We start from the raw sequence: 18096 nt of genomic DNA on the forward strand, positions 1-18096 counted from the left end.
AAGCAGCAGTTGGCTTCTGGCTAAAAGTGAAGCAGGTTATAATGCCGAAACAGAACCATAGCTACAAAGGCAGTGCTGAGACATAAGGAGGATACCTGATTCATGCGCATGGTATGCTCAAAATCGGCGGCACTGGGGTTGTTCCACACCTGCCAGGCCCAGCGGCTGAACAGCCACACTACCGGACCGGTAGCCACCAGAAAGAGCAGCAGGCTCGGCACTTCATGGCGCTTGAGGTACGCAGCCGTTAGCACAAGGGCGCCGGCCAGTAAGCCACAGGCCGCAAACACAAAAGTGCCCCGAATACCCAGGCGCAAGCTCAGGGTCTGGTCGCCGCGCTGGCGGTCCTCCTGGTGCTGATACACCTGCGTGAGCGGATAGGAACCACACAGGAAAAGAGTGCTTACCAGGGCCAGCAGAAGGTTGTCGGGTGCCTGAATAGAGGGGGCAGATGCACCTACACCTACCTGCGTCATCAGAAAAGTGAAGGCTCCCTGAAATAGTACTACCACCAGCGTACTAACAAGCGGGTACTTTTTCAGCCGAATTCCTTCATAGCTATATGCCTTCGATATCAGCAGATACACGGCTACCCAGCCAGCAAATACCACCGACAAAAGGCAGGCACAAAGTATAGCCAGCACATCAAACAGCCAGACCAGGTGCAGTAATTCAGGTGCTACCTTGGGCGGCTCCCGCAGACCACCAATGCTGCCTTCGTCCCGGTCGTAATACGAGTTGTAGCCGTTGGATGCCGGATAGGCCAGCACATGCAGCACCAAAAATACACCCACGGCCCGCCACAGGCTGAATGGCTCACGCAGCGCACTCAGCCCAAACCAGAATACCGGCATCAGATAAACGGAAAATGGTATGCGCAGTAACGGAAAAACGCGGCGGTATGCGGCAAAGGCCATACAGACGTAAACAGATTGCGAAAAAACGGCTAAACGGGCCAGCCCACCAGATACGTGACTTCTGGCCCCCAGCGGTGCTGTACCTTACCGGCCCGCCACTGAAACCTTCCGGCAGGATCAGCCTGCTGAGCCAAGGCCAGTAAGGCATCAGGCGGGTACATGCGGAGAATGGAAACTGTGCCGTCCCAGATAGTGCATAAGGGAATCAGGGGAATAAGGTAGGTAAATACCAGCCGGCTCAGCCGAAATGGCAGAATAAAGGGAGTGATGAGCAACTGCACGAAGGGAAGCACCGTCCAGGCCAGCAGAATTTCCAGCCAATGCTTGCCCGCACCCTCAAAGATGCCAATGCCCGTTCCCTGGCGCACGGCATCGGTCAGAATAGCCCTGGCTACGGTAGGAGGGAAGTGGTGAAAAGCGGAAAAGATAGTACGGAAGCCCGTCAGCGTGGCCGGTACGTGCGTGGCATCAATAGCGGCTGGTTCGTAGCGGAGGCCGCCCTGGGTGCGCTGTTGTAGTAGCTCCCAGGTAGCAGGCTGGGGATAAAGGTCAGTGAGGGTGATGTGCAGATCTGGATGGCTGGTAGTGTGTAGCGTTTGCCAGATACCTTCTGTGCCGCCTCCCGCACCGGCGCACAATTCTACTATATGCTCCTGCCCGCTCCGCTTTAACCCTTCCTGTAGCAAGGGCACAATGGGCTGATACGTCCGCAGCAGGCTAATCATAAAGCGCAGATAATCCATCATTCCCGCCCGAATAACAGCCGGAAACCACGGGAGGTCTTCAAACTCAAATAGCTGGAGGCGGAGGCGCATGTGAAAGAAAAGCTGAACAGGCAAATAACGGATTCCCGCGCACATTGATCAGGCTGACTACCTTACGGCCTTTCCTCATATTTAGAACAGCGCTGAGCCGCTGCTAACTGGTATATTTGCTGTCCCAACGCCAGGCATTGGTTCTGTCTTGGTTCCAACACGCGCTGCATGTCCGCTTCCAATACGTCTAAATCCCCCGTAAAAACAGTTCCCCGGCGGCGCTGGCCCAATATTCTGACCCGTGCTATCTGGGGTGCGTTTGTGGTCGGGCTGGGCGTGTTTTTGCTGTACCCTATCTTAGTCAGCACCAACTTTCTGTTCCTGTTTGGCAAGTCGCCGAGCCTGGAAGAGCTGGAAAACCCCAAAGTAGAGCAGGCCTCGGAGCTCTATACTTCCGATGGCGTGATGATAGGCCGGTATTTCCGCGAAAACCGCGTGCCCGTACCTTACAGCAAAATGTCGCCCATGCTCGTGAAGGCTCTCATTGCCACCGAGGATGTGCGCTACTACAAACACTCTGGTATTGATGCCCAGGCGCTGCTGGGAACGGTATACGCCGCCGTGCAGGGCGATAAGCGCGGTGGCAGTACCATTACGCAGCAGCTGGCTAAAAACCTATACAAAACCCGCCGCGGCGAAACCCGCGGGCTGCTGGGCTACATTCCCGTTCTAAGCACAATCATCAGCAAAACCAAGGAATGGCTGACGGCCGTGGAGCTGGAAAAGCGCTACACCAAGGAAGAAATTCTGCGGATGTACCTCAATACCGTAGATTATGGGTCCAGTTCCTTCGGCATTAAAGTAGCCGCCAAAACCTTCTTCAGCACTTCCCCCGACAGCCTCAAGCCCGAAGAAGCGGCTATGCTGATTGGAGCCGTAAACGCACCTACTACCTACAATGCCCGCTTTCACCCAGCGGCCGCCCTGCGCCGCCGCAATCTGGTGCTGGAACGCATGGGCCAGGCGGGTTTCCTGTCTGCTGATAGTGTAAAACTACTGCAGCGGCGTCCTATTGCGCTGCGCTATCAGGTAGAGCGACACGTAGATGGGCCGGAGAATTATTTCCGCGGCGCCGTGAGTCAGTTTGTAAATAAATGGTGCGAGAAGAACGGGTACGATATGTACCGCGACGGCCTGAAGATTTACACCACCATCGACTCCCGCATGCAGGCCCACGCTGAAGAGGCCCTCCAGAGCCGCATGAAGACCCTGCAGCGCTCTTTTGATAGTTTCTGGCGCAACCGGGGCTCCAACCCCTGGGTGGATGAAGACGGTAAGGAGATTCCCAACTTCATCGAAAACCAGATGAAGCGCACCGACCAGTACAAACTGCTGGCCGCCCGCTACAAAGGCCGCCCGGATCTGCTGGACTCAGCCCTGCACCACAAGCGCCCCATGAAGGTGTTTACCTGGAAAGGGGACGGCGACACCACCCTGGTGCTTTCCCCGCTCGACTCGCTGGCTTACTACAAGCACTTCCTGCACGCGGGTATGATGACCATGGACCCCTTCAGCGGGCACGTAAAGGCTTGGGTGGGCGGCATTAACTTCCGCTTTTTTAAGTACGACCACGTGAAGCAGGGCAAGCGCCAGGCCGGCTCCACATTCAAGCCTTTCGTGTACCTCACAGCCATTGATAATGGCTACTCGCCCTGCGACCGTATCCGGGACCAGCGCGTGACCATTAACTACGTTGAAAACGGGAAACCCATGGAGTGGAAGCCCGATAACGTAACGCGCGAGTACACTGGTATTAACATGTCGTTGCGCCACGCCATGGCGCGTTCCGTTAACTCCGTTACGGCCCAACTCACGGAACTGGTAGGCTGGGAAAACGTAGCGAAGTACGCCCACAAAGTAGGCATCTCCAGCCCGCTGCTGCCCGTGCCCAGCATTGGCCTGGGCTCCGCCGGGGATGTAAGTGTGTATGAGATGGTAGATGCCTACAGCACTTTCGTGAATACTGGCTTCCGGACCGAGCCCATGTACATTACGCGCATCGAGGACCGGAACGGCAACGTTATTAAGCAGTTCGACCCCGTGCAGAAACGCGTGATTCCGGCCGAAACGGCCTGGCTGATGCTCTATATGCTGCGTGGCGGCATGGACGAGCCCGGCGGTACTTCACAAGCCTTGTGGGAGTATGACCTGTGGAACAAAAACAACCAGATAGGCGGCAAAACCGGTACCACCTCCAACTATTCTGATGGCTGGTACATGGGCGTTACCAAAGACCTGGTTACCGGCGTGTGGGTAGGTGGTGAGGACCGTAGTATCCACTTCTTCCGCACCCAGCAGGGCGAGGGCGGCCGTATGGCCCTGCCCATCTTTGGTACCTACATGGAAAAGCTCTACCAGGACCGGGACCTGGATATTACGATGGGGCCTTTCCCCAAGCCTACTGTCAAAATTTCCAAGAAATACATCTGCTACACCGAGGAGCCCCGCCCCAAACGGGCCGAGCCAGTGGATAGCATCGTAGTAGATAACCTGCTGGAGCAAATAAACAGCGGTGCTGTGGCCGTGCCGGATAGTCTCTAGATATTTCTAGAATTGAAAAGCCCCTGATATCTGAGTAGATGTCAGGGGCTTTTCAATTCTAGAAATATCTAGCCTACCAGCATAAACTGGAACATTCAGCGCCTATTCGTCTTCACCATAGAAAGACTCCAATGCCTCATGCAGTTGGGGGTATTCAAAAGTAAAGCCTTCGTGGAGTATTTTCTCGGCACTAACCCGTTGCGAGGCCAGTACAATTTCGCTCATCTCGCCCATCATCAGCTTTAGCCCAAACTCCGGCACCTTAGGCAGTACCAAAGGCCGGTGCATAACTTCCGCCAGCATTTGAGTAAATTCTTTGTTTCGCACCGGGTTGGGGGAAACGGCATTATAGGTGCCTTCCCAGTGGCTTTCCTCCATCATCTGAATAATGAGACGGCAAAGGTCATCCAGGTGAATCCAGGACATAAACTGCTGGCCCGAGCCTAGCGGAGCACCCGCCATTAGCTTTACAGGGCGGGCCATGGCGGGCAGGGCACCGCCGTGGCTGCTGAGCACAATCCCAATGCGGGAAATAACCGTGCGCACCCCCAAAGCAGACGCCTGCTCTGCTGCCAACTCCCACTGGTGCGCCACATCGGCCAGAAAGTCTTTGGAAGAAGCCGGAGGGGTTTCCTCATTCACCAGTTTGTCACCGGCGTCGCCGTAGATGCCTATGGCGGAGGCAGAAATAAAGGCCCGCACATGGTTAGGCCGCTCGCGCAATTCCCGTACTAGCAGATTGGTGCCACCCAGGCGGCTTTCCATGATATCCCGCTTGCGCTCATCTGTCCATTTACCGTCCGAAACGCTGGACCCAGCCAGATTAATAATGTAATCGGCGTATGGTACTGCGGCTTCGTCAATGGTTTTAGCGCGTAGGTCCCAGCGGAAGCGGCGGTAGTGGGAGGGCCCGCTCTGCCGGCTTACGTGTGCCACATCATAGCCCGCGTCAATTAGCATTTCGCTCAAACGCGTGCCAATGAGGCCGGTACCGCCCGCAATAAGAACTTTGCGAGCCGATTCATTCGTGCTGTTAGCCATGGGCCGGAAGCTGGGTAGGAATTTGGGCGCGCAAGCTACAACCAAAAACCTACTTGCTGCATTACTTATTTACCGATGAGGCGCAGAAACTCAGTACGATAGTGTTCCTGCTCCAGAAAAATACCGGAATACTCCGCCGTAATGGTGCTGCTGCTGGTATCATTCACACCCCGGCTCATTACGCACAGGTGGTCGGCTTCTATCAGCACGGCTACATCATTGGTGTGCAAGGCGTGCTTTAGTTCCTCGGCAATCTGGCGCGTGAGGCGTTCCTGCACCTGAGGGCGGCGGGCATAGTACTGCACCACCCGGTTTAGCTTAGATAGGCCCACTACATGCTCGCCTGGCATATACGCCACGTGCGCCTTGCCAATGATCGGCACAAAATGATGCTCACAGCAAGAGAACAGCGTAATGTCGCGCTCTACCAGCATCTGATGGTAGCGGTAGCGGTTCTCAAACAGCCGCACATCCGGGCGATGCTCGGGGTTTAGCCCCCGAAACCATTCCTGCACATACATTTTTGCTACCCGACGAGGGGTACCACTCAGGCTGTCATCGGTCAGGTCAAGGCCCAACAGGGTCATGATAGCCCGAAAATGAGGTTCAATTTCTTCTATCTTCTCATGGTCTGAAAGCGCGAAGGCATCATTCCGCATGGGAGTCCGAAGGTCGAAGGGGAGGTGGGCGTCGGCGTCGGCGCCGGGCACGGAATTATCCATGGTATTCAACAAAGTTGCGCTCGGTCTCGAACAGCGTGACCGATAAGCCCAAGGGGGCTGCCAGGTGCGGCCGTAAGCGTTGCCAGATAATGACGGCAATATTTTCGGCTGTAGGAATAAGATTCCGGAAATCAGTAGTATCCAGATTCAGATTCCGATGGTCAAAGGTATCCAGAATCTCGGTTTTAATCAGGGTGCTCAGAAGCTTCATGTCATACACGTAGCCGGTATCCGGGTCCACTTCTCCCGTTACGCGTACCACCAACTCGTAATTATGCCCGTGATAATTCACGTTGGCACAAGGTCCGAATACTTCCGTGTTGTGCTCATCAGACCAAGCCGGATTGTACAATCGGTGGGCGGCGTTAAAGTGTTCTTTCCGACAAACGGTAACTTTCATAGTCGCATTTTAACTCTTTGAGGTTGCTAATGTTTGCTGATTTGCTGAGAAATTATCCCTAGTAAGAGCCTTATTTTCATATTACTATAATATAAAAAAGATGTAATTGTGCTTATATAATAAAATCAGCACAATGGTAAAAAAAAGAGAAGCTCGGCAGAAGGAAATGCCTAACCTATGGTTAAATTTGATGAGTCGGTTAGCCACCACGGGCACCACTCCTAACCTATTGCATTTAACTACTTTTCAACACTTTCATCTATGAAACCAGGCGTACTCTTAACCCTGCTGTTGATGTTTGTACTGACGGTGACTGGCTACGCTCAGAAGTCGCCGGTGGACGAAACCGACATGGCCATCAAAGGCATCCCGCGCAAAGGTCAGCGGGTCACTATTCAGCTCGACAGCAAGCGCGTCGATGAGTCGTGGCAGAAATGGATCAACGAAAAAATCGGCAAAGTAAAAGTCGATAAAGGCATTTACACCATGGATGGTGTAGTAGTTGAGTCTATTTCCAAGACGCCTATCCGTATCATCAGCAAAGTAGACGCTACGCCTACCGGTACTACCGTTTGGTGGTCTATTGACCTGGGCAACGCTTACCTGAGCAAAGATGCCACCCCCGTACAGTGGAAGTCGAGCGAGCAGTATCTGAAGGATTTCGCTCGGATGCTGTACCGCGAAGATTTGGCCCTGCAGGTTGCTGAAGCTGAAAAAGCACTGGTAGCTTCGCAAAACAACCACAACACGGTTATTGCCAAGTCGGATGCAATCCGCAAGGACATTGAGAAGAACAAAGCCAAGAAGCTGGAAATCCAGCAGCAACTGGTGCAGAATGCTGCCGAACTGCAGCAGTACAACAACCAGATTGACATGAACCTGAAAGAACAGGAAGCAGCTCGTGCCGATATTGTGAACATGCGTGTGGCTCTGGAAGCCGTGAAAGAGCGCATGAACAAGATTGAGTAGTCGTTTCGCAACGTCTCTTCTCTAAAAAAGCCCCGCCAGATTCCTGGCGGGGCTTTTTGTTGTTTGACTGGATAGGCTCCTACATGGCATTTTTTACTGCCTGCTCTGCTGCCTGTTCGTCTTTCCAGCTCACAATACGAATTTCGCGGGTCCGGCCCTGGTGCTGAAACCATTGCCGGACTACTTCCCGAACACTAGGGTAGCGGGTAATTAGCTCCTGAGAGGAGGCCACATTGGGCAGAATCTGCTGGCTGGGGCGGGCAGGGGTTGCTATTAAGATATTCTTCAGGATTCCATTGTCATCCAGCGTCAAAAGTGCCAGGGGTAGTACTTCCAGTACTGTGCCCTGCGGCTGGGTTTCCGCTAGCACCAAGGCCTGCATCGGTAACGCTGACCCTGTTGGGTGAGTACCGGGAATAAAGCCCTGATTGCCCGGACAAGGCAGAAACTCTACTGCCTGCTCCAGTCCAGCGCGGTGCACAGCTCGAAACTCCTGCGTGGCCGGATCAAAGTATTGCAGGTGATTGGTACCAGCCGGAACCTCAACTACCACCTGGAGCAGCTTGCGCTCAGCAGAAAAAGTAGGCAGCTGGGCATAGTCAGTTCCGCAGCTGCTGGCAGAGCCTACGAGCCCCGCCAGCAGTACAGAAAGTAAAAAGCCAGACTTGCTATTTGGCCAGTTCCTCATTCAGCACACGGAATGGGTTCAGGCTTTCCAGATGGAAAACAAACCGGATATTATCAGTAAAGTCTTTGCGGCTGCCGGGTAGGCCATTTTCAAATTGTGAGCCCGCTACTGGCAGATAGAACTGAAGCCGCTTACCAAACAGTGGTACCACCAGACCAGCATCGTAGAATAAACGCTGCGCATTGCGGCCTTCTGTTATCGTCACCTTATTCTGCATAGCACCCAGGTCTACAAAGGCCTTCAAGGAAGTAACCGGCAAATCAGCCAGGACATTTAATGAGGCTAGCCACTTGGTGCTGGCTGCCGGGATATAGGCTTTGAAAGCCCCATCACGGTCATCTGTCTGGTGACGTTGGGCAGCTAAGGCAGGAGAAATCTGTTGGCGGTCCAGGAAAGCCGTTTGATAACGGTAGTCTGGGCTTCCGCTCAGGCCCAGCACGTACGGCTGCGGAACGTCGCGCTCAGTTAAGAGCGAGTCGCTGGCCCGAGCCGAAATATTGGACAGGAAACGCCCACCGAACAGTCGGATCTGAATGCTCTTTTTAGGCGCGTAAAATTGCTCTACCGTAGCGCTGGCGCGCAACAGGTGGGCTTGGCGGTCATCTAAATCCCGGTTGCGGGTAAGCTGGTTAAACTCCACATCAGCATGCCAGCGCTGCTTGGCGTTACCGCCTTTCACGCCATACTCTATGGTTTGAATACTGCTGGTGTGCTGCTCATCCTGCAGGTAAATAGAGGCCGTCGCAAATTTTACGCGGTGCTGAGGGACATCAAAGGCTGTGCCTGGCAGCAGGAAAGTAATGCTGGGCTCTACTTTGCGGTAACGCTCAAAGCGCTGCAGTAGCACCCCAGTCACAATCTGACGGGCATAGCGGTCGGGCAGCACATTTACATTCAGCATCCCGATGCCGTTTAGCTCTTTCTGATTGAAGCTGTACATGGGCATGGCCACGTAGCTGAGGCGCTGCAATACCACGGGGCTACTGTAGAAAGCGGCACCTAGCATCAGCTTATCAGAAGTATTGGCACCCACCACCGGCGTGAAATTAATGGCCGCCCGGTCCCAGCGCTGCACACTAAGCAGAGGCTGTAGGCGGATGGGTTCTACCCGCTGGAGCCCGCCCTGGGTTTTCATCCGGTCGTCGCGGCGGTTAAGCTCGGGCGTCACATAGGTGGGGTCGATAACCACAGCGGCTACGTTCTCGCGGCGGAAATTCAGTTGGGTTTCATCGTCCTCGTCCGTTACGCCCAGCACCGGTGTCCATAGGGTTTCCAGTACGCGGCCCTGTGCATCTAGTGAAGCCACCGGTACGGCAAACGGAGCGGGTGAATCGTTGCGCACCAGGACTTTCACCGTGTCGGTAGCTTGTACGTCGCTCACGGAGGCATTGTAAGTGCGGGTTCCATTCAGCATGTCCTTGAAAAACCAGCTCAGCTTTTGCCCAGAGGTTTCTTCAAATACTGCCTGCAAATCCTCCGGGTAGGGGTGGCGGAACTGCCACCGCTGGTAGTAAGCCTGCATAGCCGCATCAAACTTATCCTGCCCCAGATACGAGGCCAGATATTTGAGTTGTGCCGGGGCTGCCATATACAGCGCAACACCATAATTGATGTTGCTCAGCGCCGCGGAGTTCTTGCTGGGGGCCTGGTACAGCCCGCGGGTTATCATGGCCTGATAAGGAATGTAAGTGCCAGCCTGAATAGTTTGCTGATCTACCCCCACAAAGGCAGCGGCTTTCCTGAGGATGGGTGCCTTTTGAATCTTACTATACACACTGCTGGCCGTGTCCAGGGCCAGTACACGGTGATGATAGTAAGTATTCACGCTTTCATCAAGCCACGGATGGTCTCGCTCATTGGACGCCAATATGCCGTAAAACCAGTTATGCCCTACCTCGTGCACCACGGCATCAGCCGAAGCCTGGGTTACCGTAACCATGGGATATTCCATGCCTGCACCCGCACTTAGTGCACCGTCTACCGCTGTGGCTGAAGCATAAGGGTACTCGCCTACCCATTTGGAGTAGTTCAGCAAAGCCTTGTCTACATTTTCCAGGGCCTTAATCCAGCGCATGCCGTCTTTGTCCAGGAACATAACCCAGGAGGTTACCTGCCGCCCCGAAGGTAGCGTGACGCCGCTCTTTAGGACGTTAAAGCGCTTGTCGGCAAACCAGGCGAAGTCGTGCACCTTGTCCTGCACGTAGCGCAGCGTTTTGGTTTCGGAGCTGGAAGCGGGGAAAGACTCATCCTTGCCAAAATCCTTGCTGGTTTTCTTCAGAGCCGTAGCCGCTGCCAACTGGTCCAAGCGGGCTTGTTCATCCGCATTCTGGAGCACACCGGTAGCCCCCACCACGTAGTTGGCGGGCAGGGTAATGCGCACATCAAAAGAGCCGAACTCCGAGTAGAACTCACCGTTTTGCAGGTACGGCATCTGATGCCACCCCTTGTGGTCATACACGGCTGGTTTGGGATACCACTGCGTTACCTGGTAAGACTGCCCTAAATGGCTCATGCGGGAGTAGGACTCCGGCAGCTTCACGCGGAAAGGCGTGCTGATGGTAATGCTGGCACCCGGCGCCAATGGCTGCGGTAGCACCAGCTTGGCCATATCCGGGTTGTTGGGGTCGAAGTCCAGGCGGGCAGGCTCACCGTTGACTTTAAAATCCAGCTGATCAATAAAGCCGCGCTGCTCGGGCTTGGCAAACTCAAATTTTAGGTCGCCGTTGCGGCGTAACTGCTGGGCCAGCGCCGTGGTATTGTCCCGGTAGGCATTAGGCCAGAGATGAAACCAAATAAAAGTGAGTTGGTCCGGCGAGTTGTTAGTGTACTGCAGTTCTTCCTTACCCGTGAGCATGTGCTGCTGGTCGTCCAGCACTACATCAATTGAGTACTTTGCCTCCTGCTGCCAGTAATTAGCCGGAGTGCCCGTGGACTGAGCGTAGCTGAACAGGGGAGCAAGTGCCAGCACACAGCCACTTAGAAATTTTCTCATATAAAAGGGGATAGGGAGAATACCGGGGCGAAAATACGGTTTCGGATCTGAACTGTTGCCCGAAGTTTCCGGATGAGGTAAAACGACAAAAAGCCGGCCCCCTCAGAAAGAGAAGGCCGGCTCTTGAAATTATGCGCGAAGCAGAAGCTACTTAAGCTACTACCGTGGTGTTGCGACGCTCTTTGATACGAGCGGCTTTGCCCGACAGGCCACGCAGATAGAACAGACGAGCACGACGTACTTTGCCGCGACGTACCATTTCAATTTTTTCGATGTTAGGCGACAGCAGCGGGAAAATACGCTCAGTGCCGATCTGGTTAGAAATCTTACGTACGGTGAAAGTCTCACCGTTTGAGTTAGAATTCTTACGCTGGATTACCACGCCCTGGAACTGCTGAATGCGCTCCTTGTTGCCCTCACGGATTTTCACGTGCACGTTGATGGTGTCGCCGGCGGCGAAGGTGGGGAAGCTGGCGCGGCGCTCCTGGGATTCCTGGTTGATGAAGTCGAGAAGTACGCTCATGGTTTTGGAAACTATAATGGACGGCCGCGCCGTCTTGGATTTCTATTAAAGAGGCGCAAATATAGCCCTCTGATTTGGAGATTACAACCCGGACTCAGGCTTTTTTACTGGCACCGCGGCGTGCAGGCTTAGAAGCGGGTTTTTCGGAGTCGGCAGGCTCCTCCGGAAGCAGGTCGGGGCGGCGCAAACGGGTGCGTTCTACGGCTTGCTCGTGCCGCCACTCTTCAATTTTTGGCGTGTTACCGGAAAGCAGAATCTCCGGTACCACGTGGCCGCGCCATTCAGCTGGCCGGGTATAAATAGGGGGCGCCAGCAGGTTGTCTTGGAAAGAGTCACTTAAGGCTGACTCCTCATTGCCTAGCACACCTGGTAGCAGCCGCACCACGGCATCTACCAGAATAGCGGCGCCTAGCTCACCACCACTGAGTACATAATCCCCCACGCTTATTTCGTGGGTGATATACTCCTGGCGGATGCGCTCATCAACGCCCTTGTAGTGCCCGCAGAGAATCAGCAGGTTTTCGGCCAGGGAAAAACGGTTCACCAGCGGCTGACGCAGGGTTTCACCATCGGGCGTCATGTAAATCACGGCATTGTAGGAGCGCTGGGCCAGCAAACTGTCCAGGCAGGCCGCAATGGGCTCTACTCGCAACACCATGCCGGCACCGCCACCAAACACGTAATCATCAATCTGCCCGTGCTTGTTGATGGCGAAATCCCGCAGCTGGTGCAAATGGATTTCGGCCAGCCCTTTTTCCTTAGCCCGCTTCACAATGGAATAGGCAAAAGGGCTTTCCAATAGCTCCGGCTGACAGGTGACAATGTCGATGCGCATAACCTTAGGGCTCTACAACCTCGTCGGGCTCATCCCGCTCGCGGGAAGCCGGCGTCATGTACACATCCAGCAGGCCCTCGGGCAGCGTGACGTGCAGTTGGCGGGTTTCCTCATCGGCGTGCGACACCAACTCGTCTACCACCGGAATCAGCACTTCCTGGCCTTTGTAGCGCATGCCCATCACATCCTGCTGCGGCAGCTCATAGAACGCCTCCACAGTGCCCAGCTCACCCAGATTTTCATCTATTACGGTGTAACCGATGACATCGTGGAAGTAGAACTGGTCTTCATCCAACTCGGGCAGGTCGGATAGGGGGCAGTAGAGCTGGCCGTTACGCAGGGGCTCGGCTTCCTCTATCCGGTCAATGCCTTTTAGCTTGAGTAGGGCGCGGTCCTCGGTCTGGGGCTGCACCTTTTCCACGGTGTAAGCCGTGAGTTTGCCGGGGGCAGCGGGCATTTCCAGGTACACCGTTTTCAGCTTGCGGTAGTCGTCCAGGTCGTCCACGTCCATAAAGGCCACCACCAGCCCTTTCAGGCCGTGGGGCTTTACAACGGAACCCAGCAGGTAACACTCTTCAGGCTTCATAGGAATGAGAAGTTGAGGCGGATAAAAAAGTTGAGAGTTTAAAAGCTGCCCGGGGCGAAATTCGCCGCCTCGCAACTCCTAAACTCTCAACCTGGAAACTCCGGAAAGGGCTTACGCGCCGGCTTCCTCGGTGGTTTCAGCCGTAGCTTCTGCCTCAGGGGCTTCGGCTTCAGCAGCCGGAGCGGCGGCAGCCAGAGCAGCAGCCTGCTTGGCGCGCTGTGCTTCGGCACGGGCTTCTTTCACCTTGGTTTCAGCAGCAAGCTGCTCTTTACGCTTCTCATCTTTGGCAGTGCCCAGTGAGGTACGCTTGCCTTCGATTTTGGCGTCTTTCTGCTCTTTCCACTCGCTGAAGCGCTGGTCGGCAGTGTCCTGCGAGATGGCGCCTTTAATTACGCCAAGCTGCAGGTGCTTGCGATACAGCACACCACGGTAAGAGAGCATAGCACGAACCGTATCGGTCGGCTGAGCACCTTTCATCACCCAGTCAAACGCTTTGTCACCATCGAAGTTGATGGTAGCAGGGTTGGTCTGGGGGTTGTAGGTACCAATTTTCTCGATGAAGCGACCGTCGCGGGGCGAACGGGAGTCGGCAACAACGATGTCGTACTGAGCGGCCTTCTTGCGGCCGCGGCGGGCGAGGCGGATTTTAACTGCCATAAACCGGTTTGGTTAAGCGACGCAACTCGTGCGTCTAGTTGAAAGTGAGGCGCAAAGGTAGGAAAATAAAGAGGAAGGATGAAGGTGAAGTCAGGTTTATTATCAATGCCGGTCATCTTTACAATCCAAACCTGCCTTCTCTCCATATTCAAATCTGTCATCCTGAGCTTGCGAAGGACCTTGTCACGCTAGCACGAGTCATTTTAAGATGAGATGTTCAGTCGTGGCAAGGTCCTTCGCAAGCTCAGGATGACAGAAATTGATTAATAGGCAAGATAAAAAGGCTGCTCCTCATCGGAGCAGCCTTTTTATTATACTTAAAAAGCTAGGCGGCCATAGGAATGGCTTCCTGCCATTTGCGCTTCACTTTGATGATGCGCATCTTATCCATCGTCCAGATGAACATATAAGTAGGGTCAAACTCCCACCATTTCACGCCGAAGTTGACGCGCATAGGCAGCTTGTGGTGATTGTTCTGGAACAGCTCACCGAAGGCCAGGAAGTCCAGGGCCAGTGTGTTCTTGCTGTGGTCGTGGTTGTCGAAGTTCTGGTAGCCGTATTTGTGGCCGCCCCAGTTCACGATGGCGCCATGAATAGGACCCATCAGGAAGTGAATGGGCAGCAGCAGGTACTGCCACCAGGCAGTAGCGAACTGCACATAGAACAGTACATACAGCGTGCCCCAGGCCAGGCGGGAATACCACTTGTCGCCGATGTTCTCAATCAGGCTCCACTCCGGATAGTCGCCCTCAAAACGCTCGGCCTCGGCATAACTGCGGTTCAGCACAGCATTATAAATGTTCTTAGTCTTCCACATCATGCTGAACGCATTAGAAGAGAACAGCGGAGAGTGTGGGTCCAGCTCGGTGTCGGAGTAGGCATGGTGCATGCGGTGCAGCAAAGCATACGCCCGCGGCGAAAGGAACGAGGAGCCCTGGCAGATGTACGTGAACAGGAAGAAGAATTTCTCCCAGAACTTGTTCATAGTAAACATCTTGTGTGCCGCGTACCGGTGCAGGTAGAACGTCTGCGTGAACAGCGACAGGTAATAGTGGGCAACGAAGAAGATAAGAATTGGCATGGCCAGAAATGAAATGAAACCGACTGCAATTGCAGGCACCCAAGTTGCCCGCATAAACCCGAGAGTTGGCCTTTAGTTCAAAGACAAGTACAAAACTACGGTCGGGGTGGCCCCTGTTCAATAAATCGTCCAAAAGGACAAAATATTATTCAAGAGCAAGGATGCAGCCAGAAGTGGGAGTGAGGCGGCTATTGATAGAAAGGTTGGGCAGCTTCCCAATGTGCAATGTCCGGCAGCGGGGCATTGAAACACATTTCCTCCTTGGTAACGGGATGTTGAAACTCCAGCCGGCGCGCGTGCAGCGCAATACTTACATCAGGCAGGGGGGCTAGGAAGCCGTATTTCACGTCACCCACAATAGGTGTACCCAGCCCTGTGGCCAGCTGTACCCGAATTTGATGCGGACGGCCCGTAATGGGGTTTACCTCCACTAACCAGCGGTTGCCAGCCTGGCCCAGCACCTCATAGTCCAACTCCGATTTCAAGCCTTGGGCATGGCGCTCGGTGTAGGCTTTAGTGGTGTTGCGGATGGGGTCTTTCACCAGCCAATGGGTAAGGTGGCCCTTGGGCGGCTGGGGGCATTTGCCCACCAAGGCCCAGTACGTTTTATGCACCTTATTGTCGCGGAACATTTCGTTCAGACGGCTTAGGGCTTTACTGGTTTTGGCCAGGGCCACCACGCCGCTCACCGGCCTGTCCAGACGGTGCGCTACGCCCACGAAGGCCGCGCCGGGCTTCTTGTACTTAAAACGCAGATATTCTTCAGCCTTGGCTGAGAGGGGCTCATCTCCGGTAGCATCGCCCTGCACAAGCAAGCCAGCCGGTTTATTAATGATGAGCAGATGATTGTCTTCGAACAGAATTTCTTTCCGTTCCGACCACAGATTCGGACGATTCACGAGGTAAAGTTAAGCAACTGAATTTTCGGCGGGCGTTTCAGGGGTATCGTACCAGTTAATGCGTCGGGAGAGATACATCACGGTGGCTAAGACCAGTAGCAGCCCCAGGCTACCAATCAGCAGGGCGTAATCCTGTAGCTGTAGCACTACAAATACAAATCCATATACCAGCGTCAGTACACCTGCAGTAATTAGGGTAAGGCGGCGCTGCCGGAAAATACTGGCCGCATAGGCCGTTACCAATCCAATAATGGCCAGCCCCGCCAGAGCATAGGCGGCATTAAATGACATATGTTCAGAGAGGGCCAGCAGCAGCACATAGAAAATAACCAGGCCTAACCCCACCAAAATATACTGAAAAGGATGGATACGCTTCCGGTTGAGCACTTCCACAAAGAAGAAAATCAGGAAGGTGAGCGAAATGGGCAGTAAGGCATATTTGGCGGCCCGCATGTTTTTCTGGTATTCATCTACCGGCACAATCAGCCGGGCACCAAAGGCTGAGTTGTCCACATCGGGGCGGAAGTCGGCAGTGCGCCAGCGCTGGGGGTAGCTGCGGTTCAGGTGCAGCACGCGCCAGGATGCCTGAAAGCCCTGGGGTGTAACGGAATGCTTGCGAGGAAGAAAGGCCCCTGCAAAGCTAGGGTCGGGCCAGGGTGCCTTTAACTCCACGCGAGTTTCCCGGCCCAGGGGCGCGAAAAACAGCGCTGAACTGCCATTGAGCGCCAAGCTAAAGGAAAAGGTGTGTTTTCGGGCCAGCGCGGCGGCATCAGGCAGCGACACAGGCGCACTCATGGCTTCTGTGGCTGGTCCGGTGCCAGAAATATCTCCCTCTACCGGAACAGAGTACCGTTCTGCATGCTGCACCTCAGCAGTCAGCGAACTTACCCGAGGCGCAGTAGAAACAGGCATAACATCGGGGGAAGCTACGCCAGGCTCAAAAGCTATGGGCTGACCATCCCAATGCAGGGCAATGCCGTTACGGATACCTTTCATATCCGACAAGCCCACCGCCACAAACGCCTCGGGCCAGCGGATATCGGTCGGGTTTATATTCCACTCGGCCAGGGAGGCTGTCTGAAAAGTGCCCTGTACCTGTAGCTGCGAGCTATAGACTACCACATCATAAATGCCACGCCGGCGCCGTTCCGGTGCCAAGGAGCCTTTTATCGACAAGGTATCAGGCAGGAAGCAGGCGTAAGCGGTGCTTTCGAGCAGGCGGTTTTTATCGTCGCGCTCCAGACGGCGGTAGGGCACCACCAGCACGGGGCCGGTAAACTGTTGCGGCCCGCCCCATTTGGCGCTTACTTCTGCCGTGGCCAGGTCGCGGGTGTTAGCCCGTTCCTGCACCAGGTTTTCCACCATAGAGGCCGGAATCAGCAGCAATAGAATCAGGATGCCGATGGACAGCAGCTTGATGGTTACCGAATTCCGGACCCAGGTATTGAAGCGCTCAAAAGTAGAAGGCGAGTTCATAGCATAACGGGCTTCAGGGCGGTGATGCTGGTTCTAAATGCTGCGCTTAATATGCTTCTTCCTGGGTAGGGAAGTCACGGTTTTTTACATCCGCAATGTAGCGCTGCACGGCATCATTCATCAGGTCGCCCAACTCTGCGTAACGGCGCAGAAAGCGCGGCTTAAATTCCTTAGTGATGCCCAGCATATCGTGCACTACCAGCACCTGGCCATCCACATCGGGGCCGGCACCAATACCGATAACCGGTATGCTCAGCTTTTCGGCTACCTGCTTGGCCAGGCTGGATGGAATTTTCTCCAGGACCAGCGCAAAGCAGCCTAATTCCTGCAGCAACAGCGCATCTTCAATCAGCTTCTGCGCTTCGGCTTCTTCCTTAGCCCGCACCGTGTAGGTGCCAAACTTGTAAATACTCTGTGGCGTGAGGCCCAAATGGCCCATTACCGGAATACCGGCCGTGAGAATGCGCGTAATGCTGTCCTTGATTTCGGCACCGCCTTCCAGCTTAATGCCGTGCCCGCCTGATTCCTTCATGATACGGATAGCAGAACGCAAGGCTTCAGAAGAGTTGCCCTGATAAGAGCCAAATGGCATGTCTACTACCACAAAAGCTCGCTTCACGGCGCGCACCACGCTCTGGGCGTGGTAAATCATCTGGTCCAGCGTAATGGGCAGCGTGGTTTCGTGACCGGCCATGACGTTGGAGGCTGAATCGCCGACCAACAGCACATCAATACCCGCACCATCCAGAATAGTGGCCATGGAGAAGTCGTAGGCCGTGAGCATCGAAATTTTTTCGCCCCGCTGCTTCATAGCCAGCAGCTGATGAGTGGTTACGAGCTTGACTTCTTTGTGCTGCGACATGGGTTTTTAGAGTTTGGGGTCAGGAAAGCAAAGCCAAAGCTGCTGATTTTCCAGTAATCGGAAGCAGCCTGTTGGCGACCAGGGGCTATTAG

17 protein-coding genes are annotated in these 18096 nt (G+C 54.5%); 2 read left to right on the forward strand and 15 right to left on the reverse strand.

Features of this window, described 5'->3' with window-relative positions; translation table 11 throughout:
- Positions 1 to 20: 20 nt before the first annotated feature.
- The gene (locus tag Q4G72_RS05820) at positions 21 to 917 is read right to left on the reverse strand and encodes a UbiA family prenyltransferase (protein ID WP_303310463.1); all 897 of its coding nucleotides are present in this window, start codon (positions 915 to 917) and stop codon (positions 21 to 23) included.
- 29 nt (positions 918 to 946) lie between these two features.
- Positions 947 to 1732, reverse strand: a complete 786-nt coding sequence (locus tag Q4G72_RS05825) for a class I SAM-dependent methyltransferase (protein ID WP_303310464.1) — start codon at positions 1730 to 1732, stop codon at positions 947 to 949.
- A 168-nt stretch (positions 1733 to 1900) separates the two neighbouring features.
- On the opposite strand from Q4G72_RS05825, the gene Q4G72_RS05830 reads away from it, so the two are divergent.
- The gene (locus tag Q4G72_RS05830; RefSeq protein ID WP_303310465.1) at positions 1901 to 4273 is read left to right on the forward strand and encodes a transglycosylase domain-containing protein; all 2373 of its coding nucleotides are present in this window, start codon (positions 1901 to 1903) and stop codon (positions 4271 to 4273) included.
- Between the two features lie 102 nt (positions 4274 to 4375).
- Here the strand turns inward: Q4G72_RS05830 and Q4G72_RS05835 are convergent, their stop codons facing one another.
- The 3 genes from Q4G72_RS05835 to Q4G72_RS05845 form a co-directional block, all read right to left on the reverse strand.
- Complete coding sequence (locus Q4G72_RS05835; RefSeq protein WP_303310466.1) at positions 4376 to 5314, reverse strand: TIGR01777 family oxidoreductase; 939 nt, start codon at positions 5312 to 5314, stop codon at positions 4376 to 4378.
- A 65-nt stretch (positions 5315 to 5379) separates the two neighbouring features.
- Entirely contained in the window at positions 5380 to 6036 is a 657-nt protein-coding gene (gene folE / locus Q4G72_RS05840; protein ID WP_303310467.1) for a GTP cyclohydrolase I FolE, read from the reverse strand.
- Positions 6029 to 6436: a 6-pyruvoyl trahydropterin synthase family protein gene (locus tag Q4G72_RS05845; protein WP_303310468.1), complete on the reverse strand. Its 408-nt coding sequence runs from the start codon at positions 6434 to 6436 to the stop codon at positions 6029 to 6031. Before Q4G72_RS05845 ends, folE begins: the two co-directional genes overlap by 8 nt.
- Before the next feature lie 261 nt (positions 6437 to 6697).
- Here Q4G72_RS05845 and Q4G72_RS05850 point away from each other — a divergent pair, with 261 nt between their 5' ends.
- Positions 6698 to 7405 carry a nitrogenase component 1 family protein gene (locus tag Q4G72_RS05850; protein ID WP_303310469.1) on the forward strand — a complete coding sequence of 236 codons (708 nt, stop codon included), beginning with the start codon at positions 6698 to 6700 and terminating at the stop codon, positions 7403 to 7405.
- A gap of 79 nt (positions 7406 to 7484) precedes the next feature.
- Here the strand turns inward: Q4G72_RS05850 and Q4G72_RS05855 are convergent, their stop codons facing one another.
- The 10 genes from Q4G72_RS05855 to panB all read right to left on the reverse strand — a co-directional run bounded on the left by Q4G72_RS05855 (position 7485) and on the right by panB (position 18004).
- Entirely contained in the window at positions 7485 to 8093 is a 609-nt protein-coding gene (locus Q4G72_RS05855; RefSeq protein ID WP_303310470.1) for an inorganic diphosphatase, read from the reverse strand.
- Positions 8074 to 11085: a M1 family metallopeptidase gene (locus tag Q4G72_RS05860; RefSeq protein WP_303310471.1), complete on the reverse strand. Its 3012-nt coding sequence runs from the start codon at positions 11083 to 11085 to the stop codon at positions 8074 to 8076. Before Q4G72_RS05860 ends, Q4G72_RS05855 begins: the two co-directional genes overlap by 20 nt.
- 151 nt (positions 11086 to 11236) lie before the next feature.
- On the reverse strand, positions 11237 to 11608 hold the full coding sequence (gene rplS, locus Q4G72_RS05865) for a 50S ribosomal protein L19 (protein ID WP_054411401.1): 372 nt from the start codon (positions 11606 to 11608) through the stop codon (positions 11237 to 11239).
- Positions 11609 to 11702: 94 nt separating this feature from the next.
- Positions 11703 to 12443: a tRNA (guanosine(37)-N1)-methyltransferase TrmD gene (gene trmD, locus Q4G72_RS05870; protein ID WP_303310472.1), complete on the reverse strand. Its 741-nt coding sequence runs from the start codon at positions 12441 to 12443 to the stop codon at positions 11703 to 11705.
- A 4-nt stretch (positions 12444 to 12447) separates the two neighbouring features.
- The gene (gene rimM, locus Q4G72_RS05875) at positions 12448 to 13029 is read right to left on the reverse strand and encodes a ribosome maturation factor RimM (RefSeq protein WP_303310473.1); all 582 of its coding nucleotides are present in this window, start codon (positions 13027 to 13029) and stop codon (positions 12448 to 12450) included.
- Positions 13030 to 13140: 111 nt separating this feature from the next.
- Positions 13141 to 13686, reverse strand: a complete 546-nt coding sequence (locus tag Q4G72_RS05880; RefSeq protein ID WP_044514981.1) for a 30S ribosomal protein S16 — start codon at positions 13684 to 13686, stop codon at positions 13141 to 13143.
- 325 nt (positions 13687 to 14011) lie between these two features.
- The gene (locus Q4G72_RS05885; protein ID WP_054411412.1) at positions 14012 to 14767 is read right to left on the reverse strand and encodes an acyl-CoA desaturase; all 756 of its coding nucleotides are present in this window, start codon (positions 14765 to 14767) and stop codon (positions 14012 to 14014) included.
- Positions 14768 to 14955: 188 nt separating this feature from the next.
- On the reverse strand, positions 14956 to 15666 hold the full coding sequence (locus Q4G72_RS05890) for an RluA family pseudouridine synthase (protein ID WP_121235642.1): 711 nt from the start codon (positions 15664 to 15666) through the stop codon (positions 14956 to 14958).
- A gap of 9 nt (positions 15667 to 15675) precedes the next feature.
- Positions 15676 to 17142: a cell envelope integrity protein CreD gene (gene creD / locus Q4G72_RS05895; RefSeq protein ID WP_303310474.1), complete on the reverse strand. Its 1467-nt coding sequence runs from the start codon at positions 17140 to 17142 to the stop codon at positions 15676 to 15678.
- Between the two features lie 46 nt (positions 17143 to 17188).
- Positions 17189 to 18004, reverse strand: coding sequence for a 3-methyl-2-oxobutanoate hydroxymethyltransferase (panB, locus tag Q4G72_RS05900; RefSeq protein WP_303310475.1), 816 nt, complete (start codon positions 18002 to 18004; stop codon positions 17189 to 17191).
- Positions 18005 to 18096: the final 92 nt, after the last annotated feature.

Source organism: Hymenobacter sp. BT730, assembly GCF_030542105.1.
Lineage (GTDB): Bacteria > Bacteroidota > Bacteroidia > Cytophagales > Hymenobacteraceae > Hymenobacter.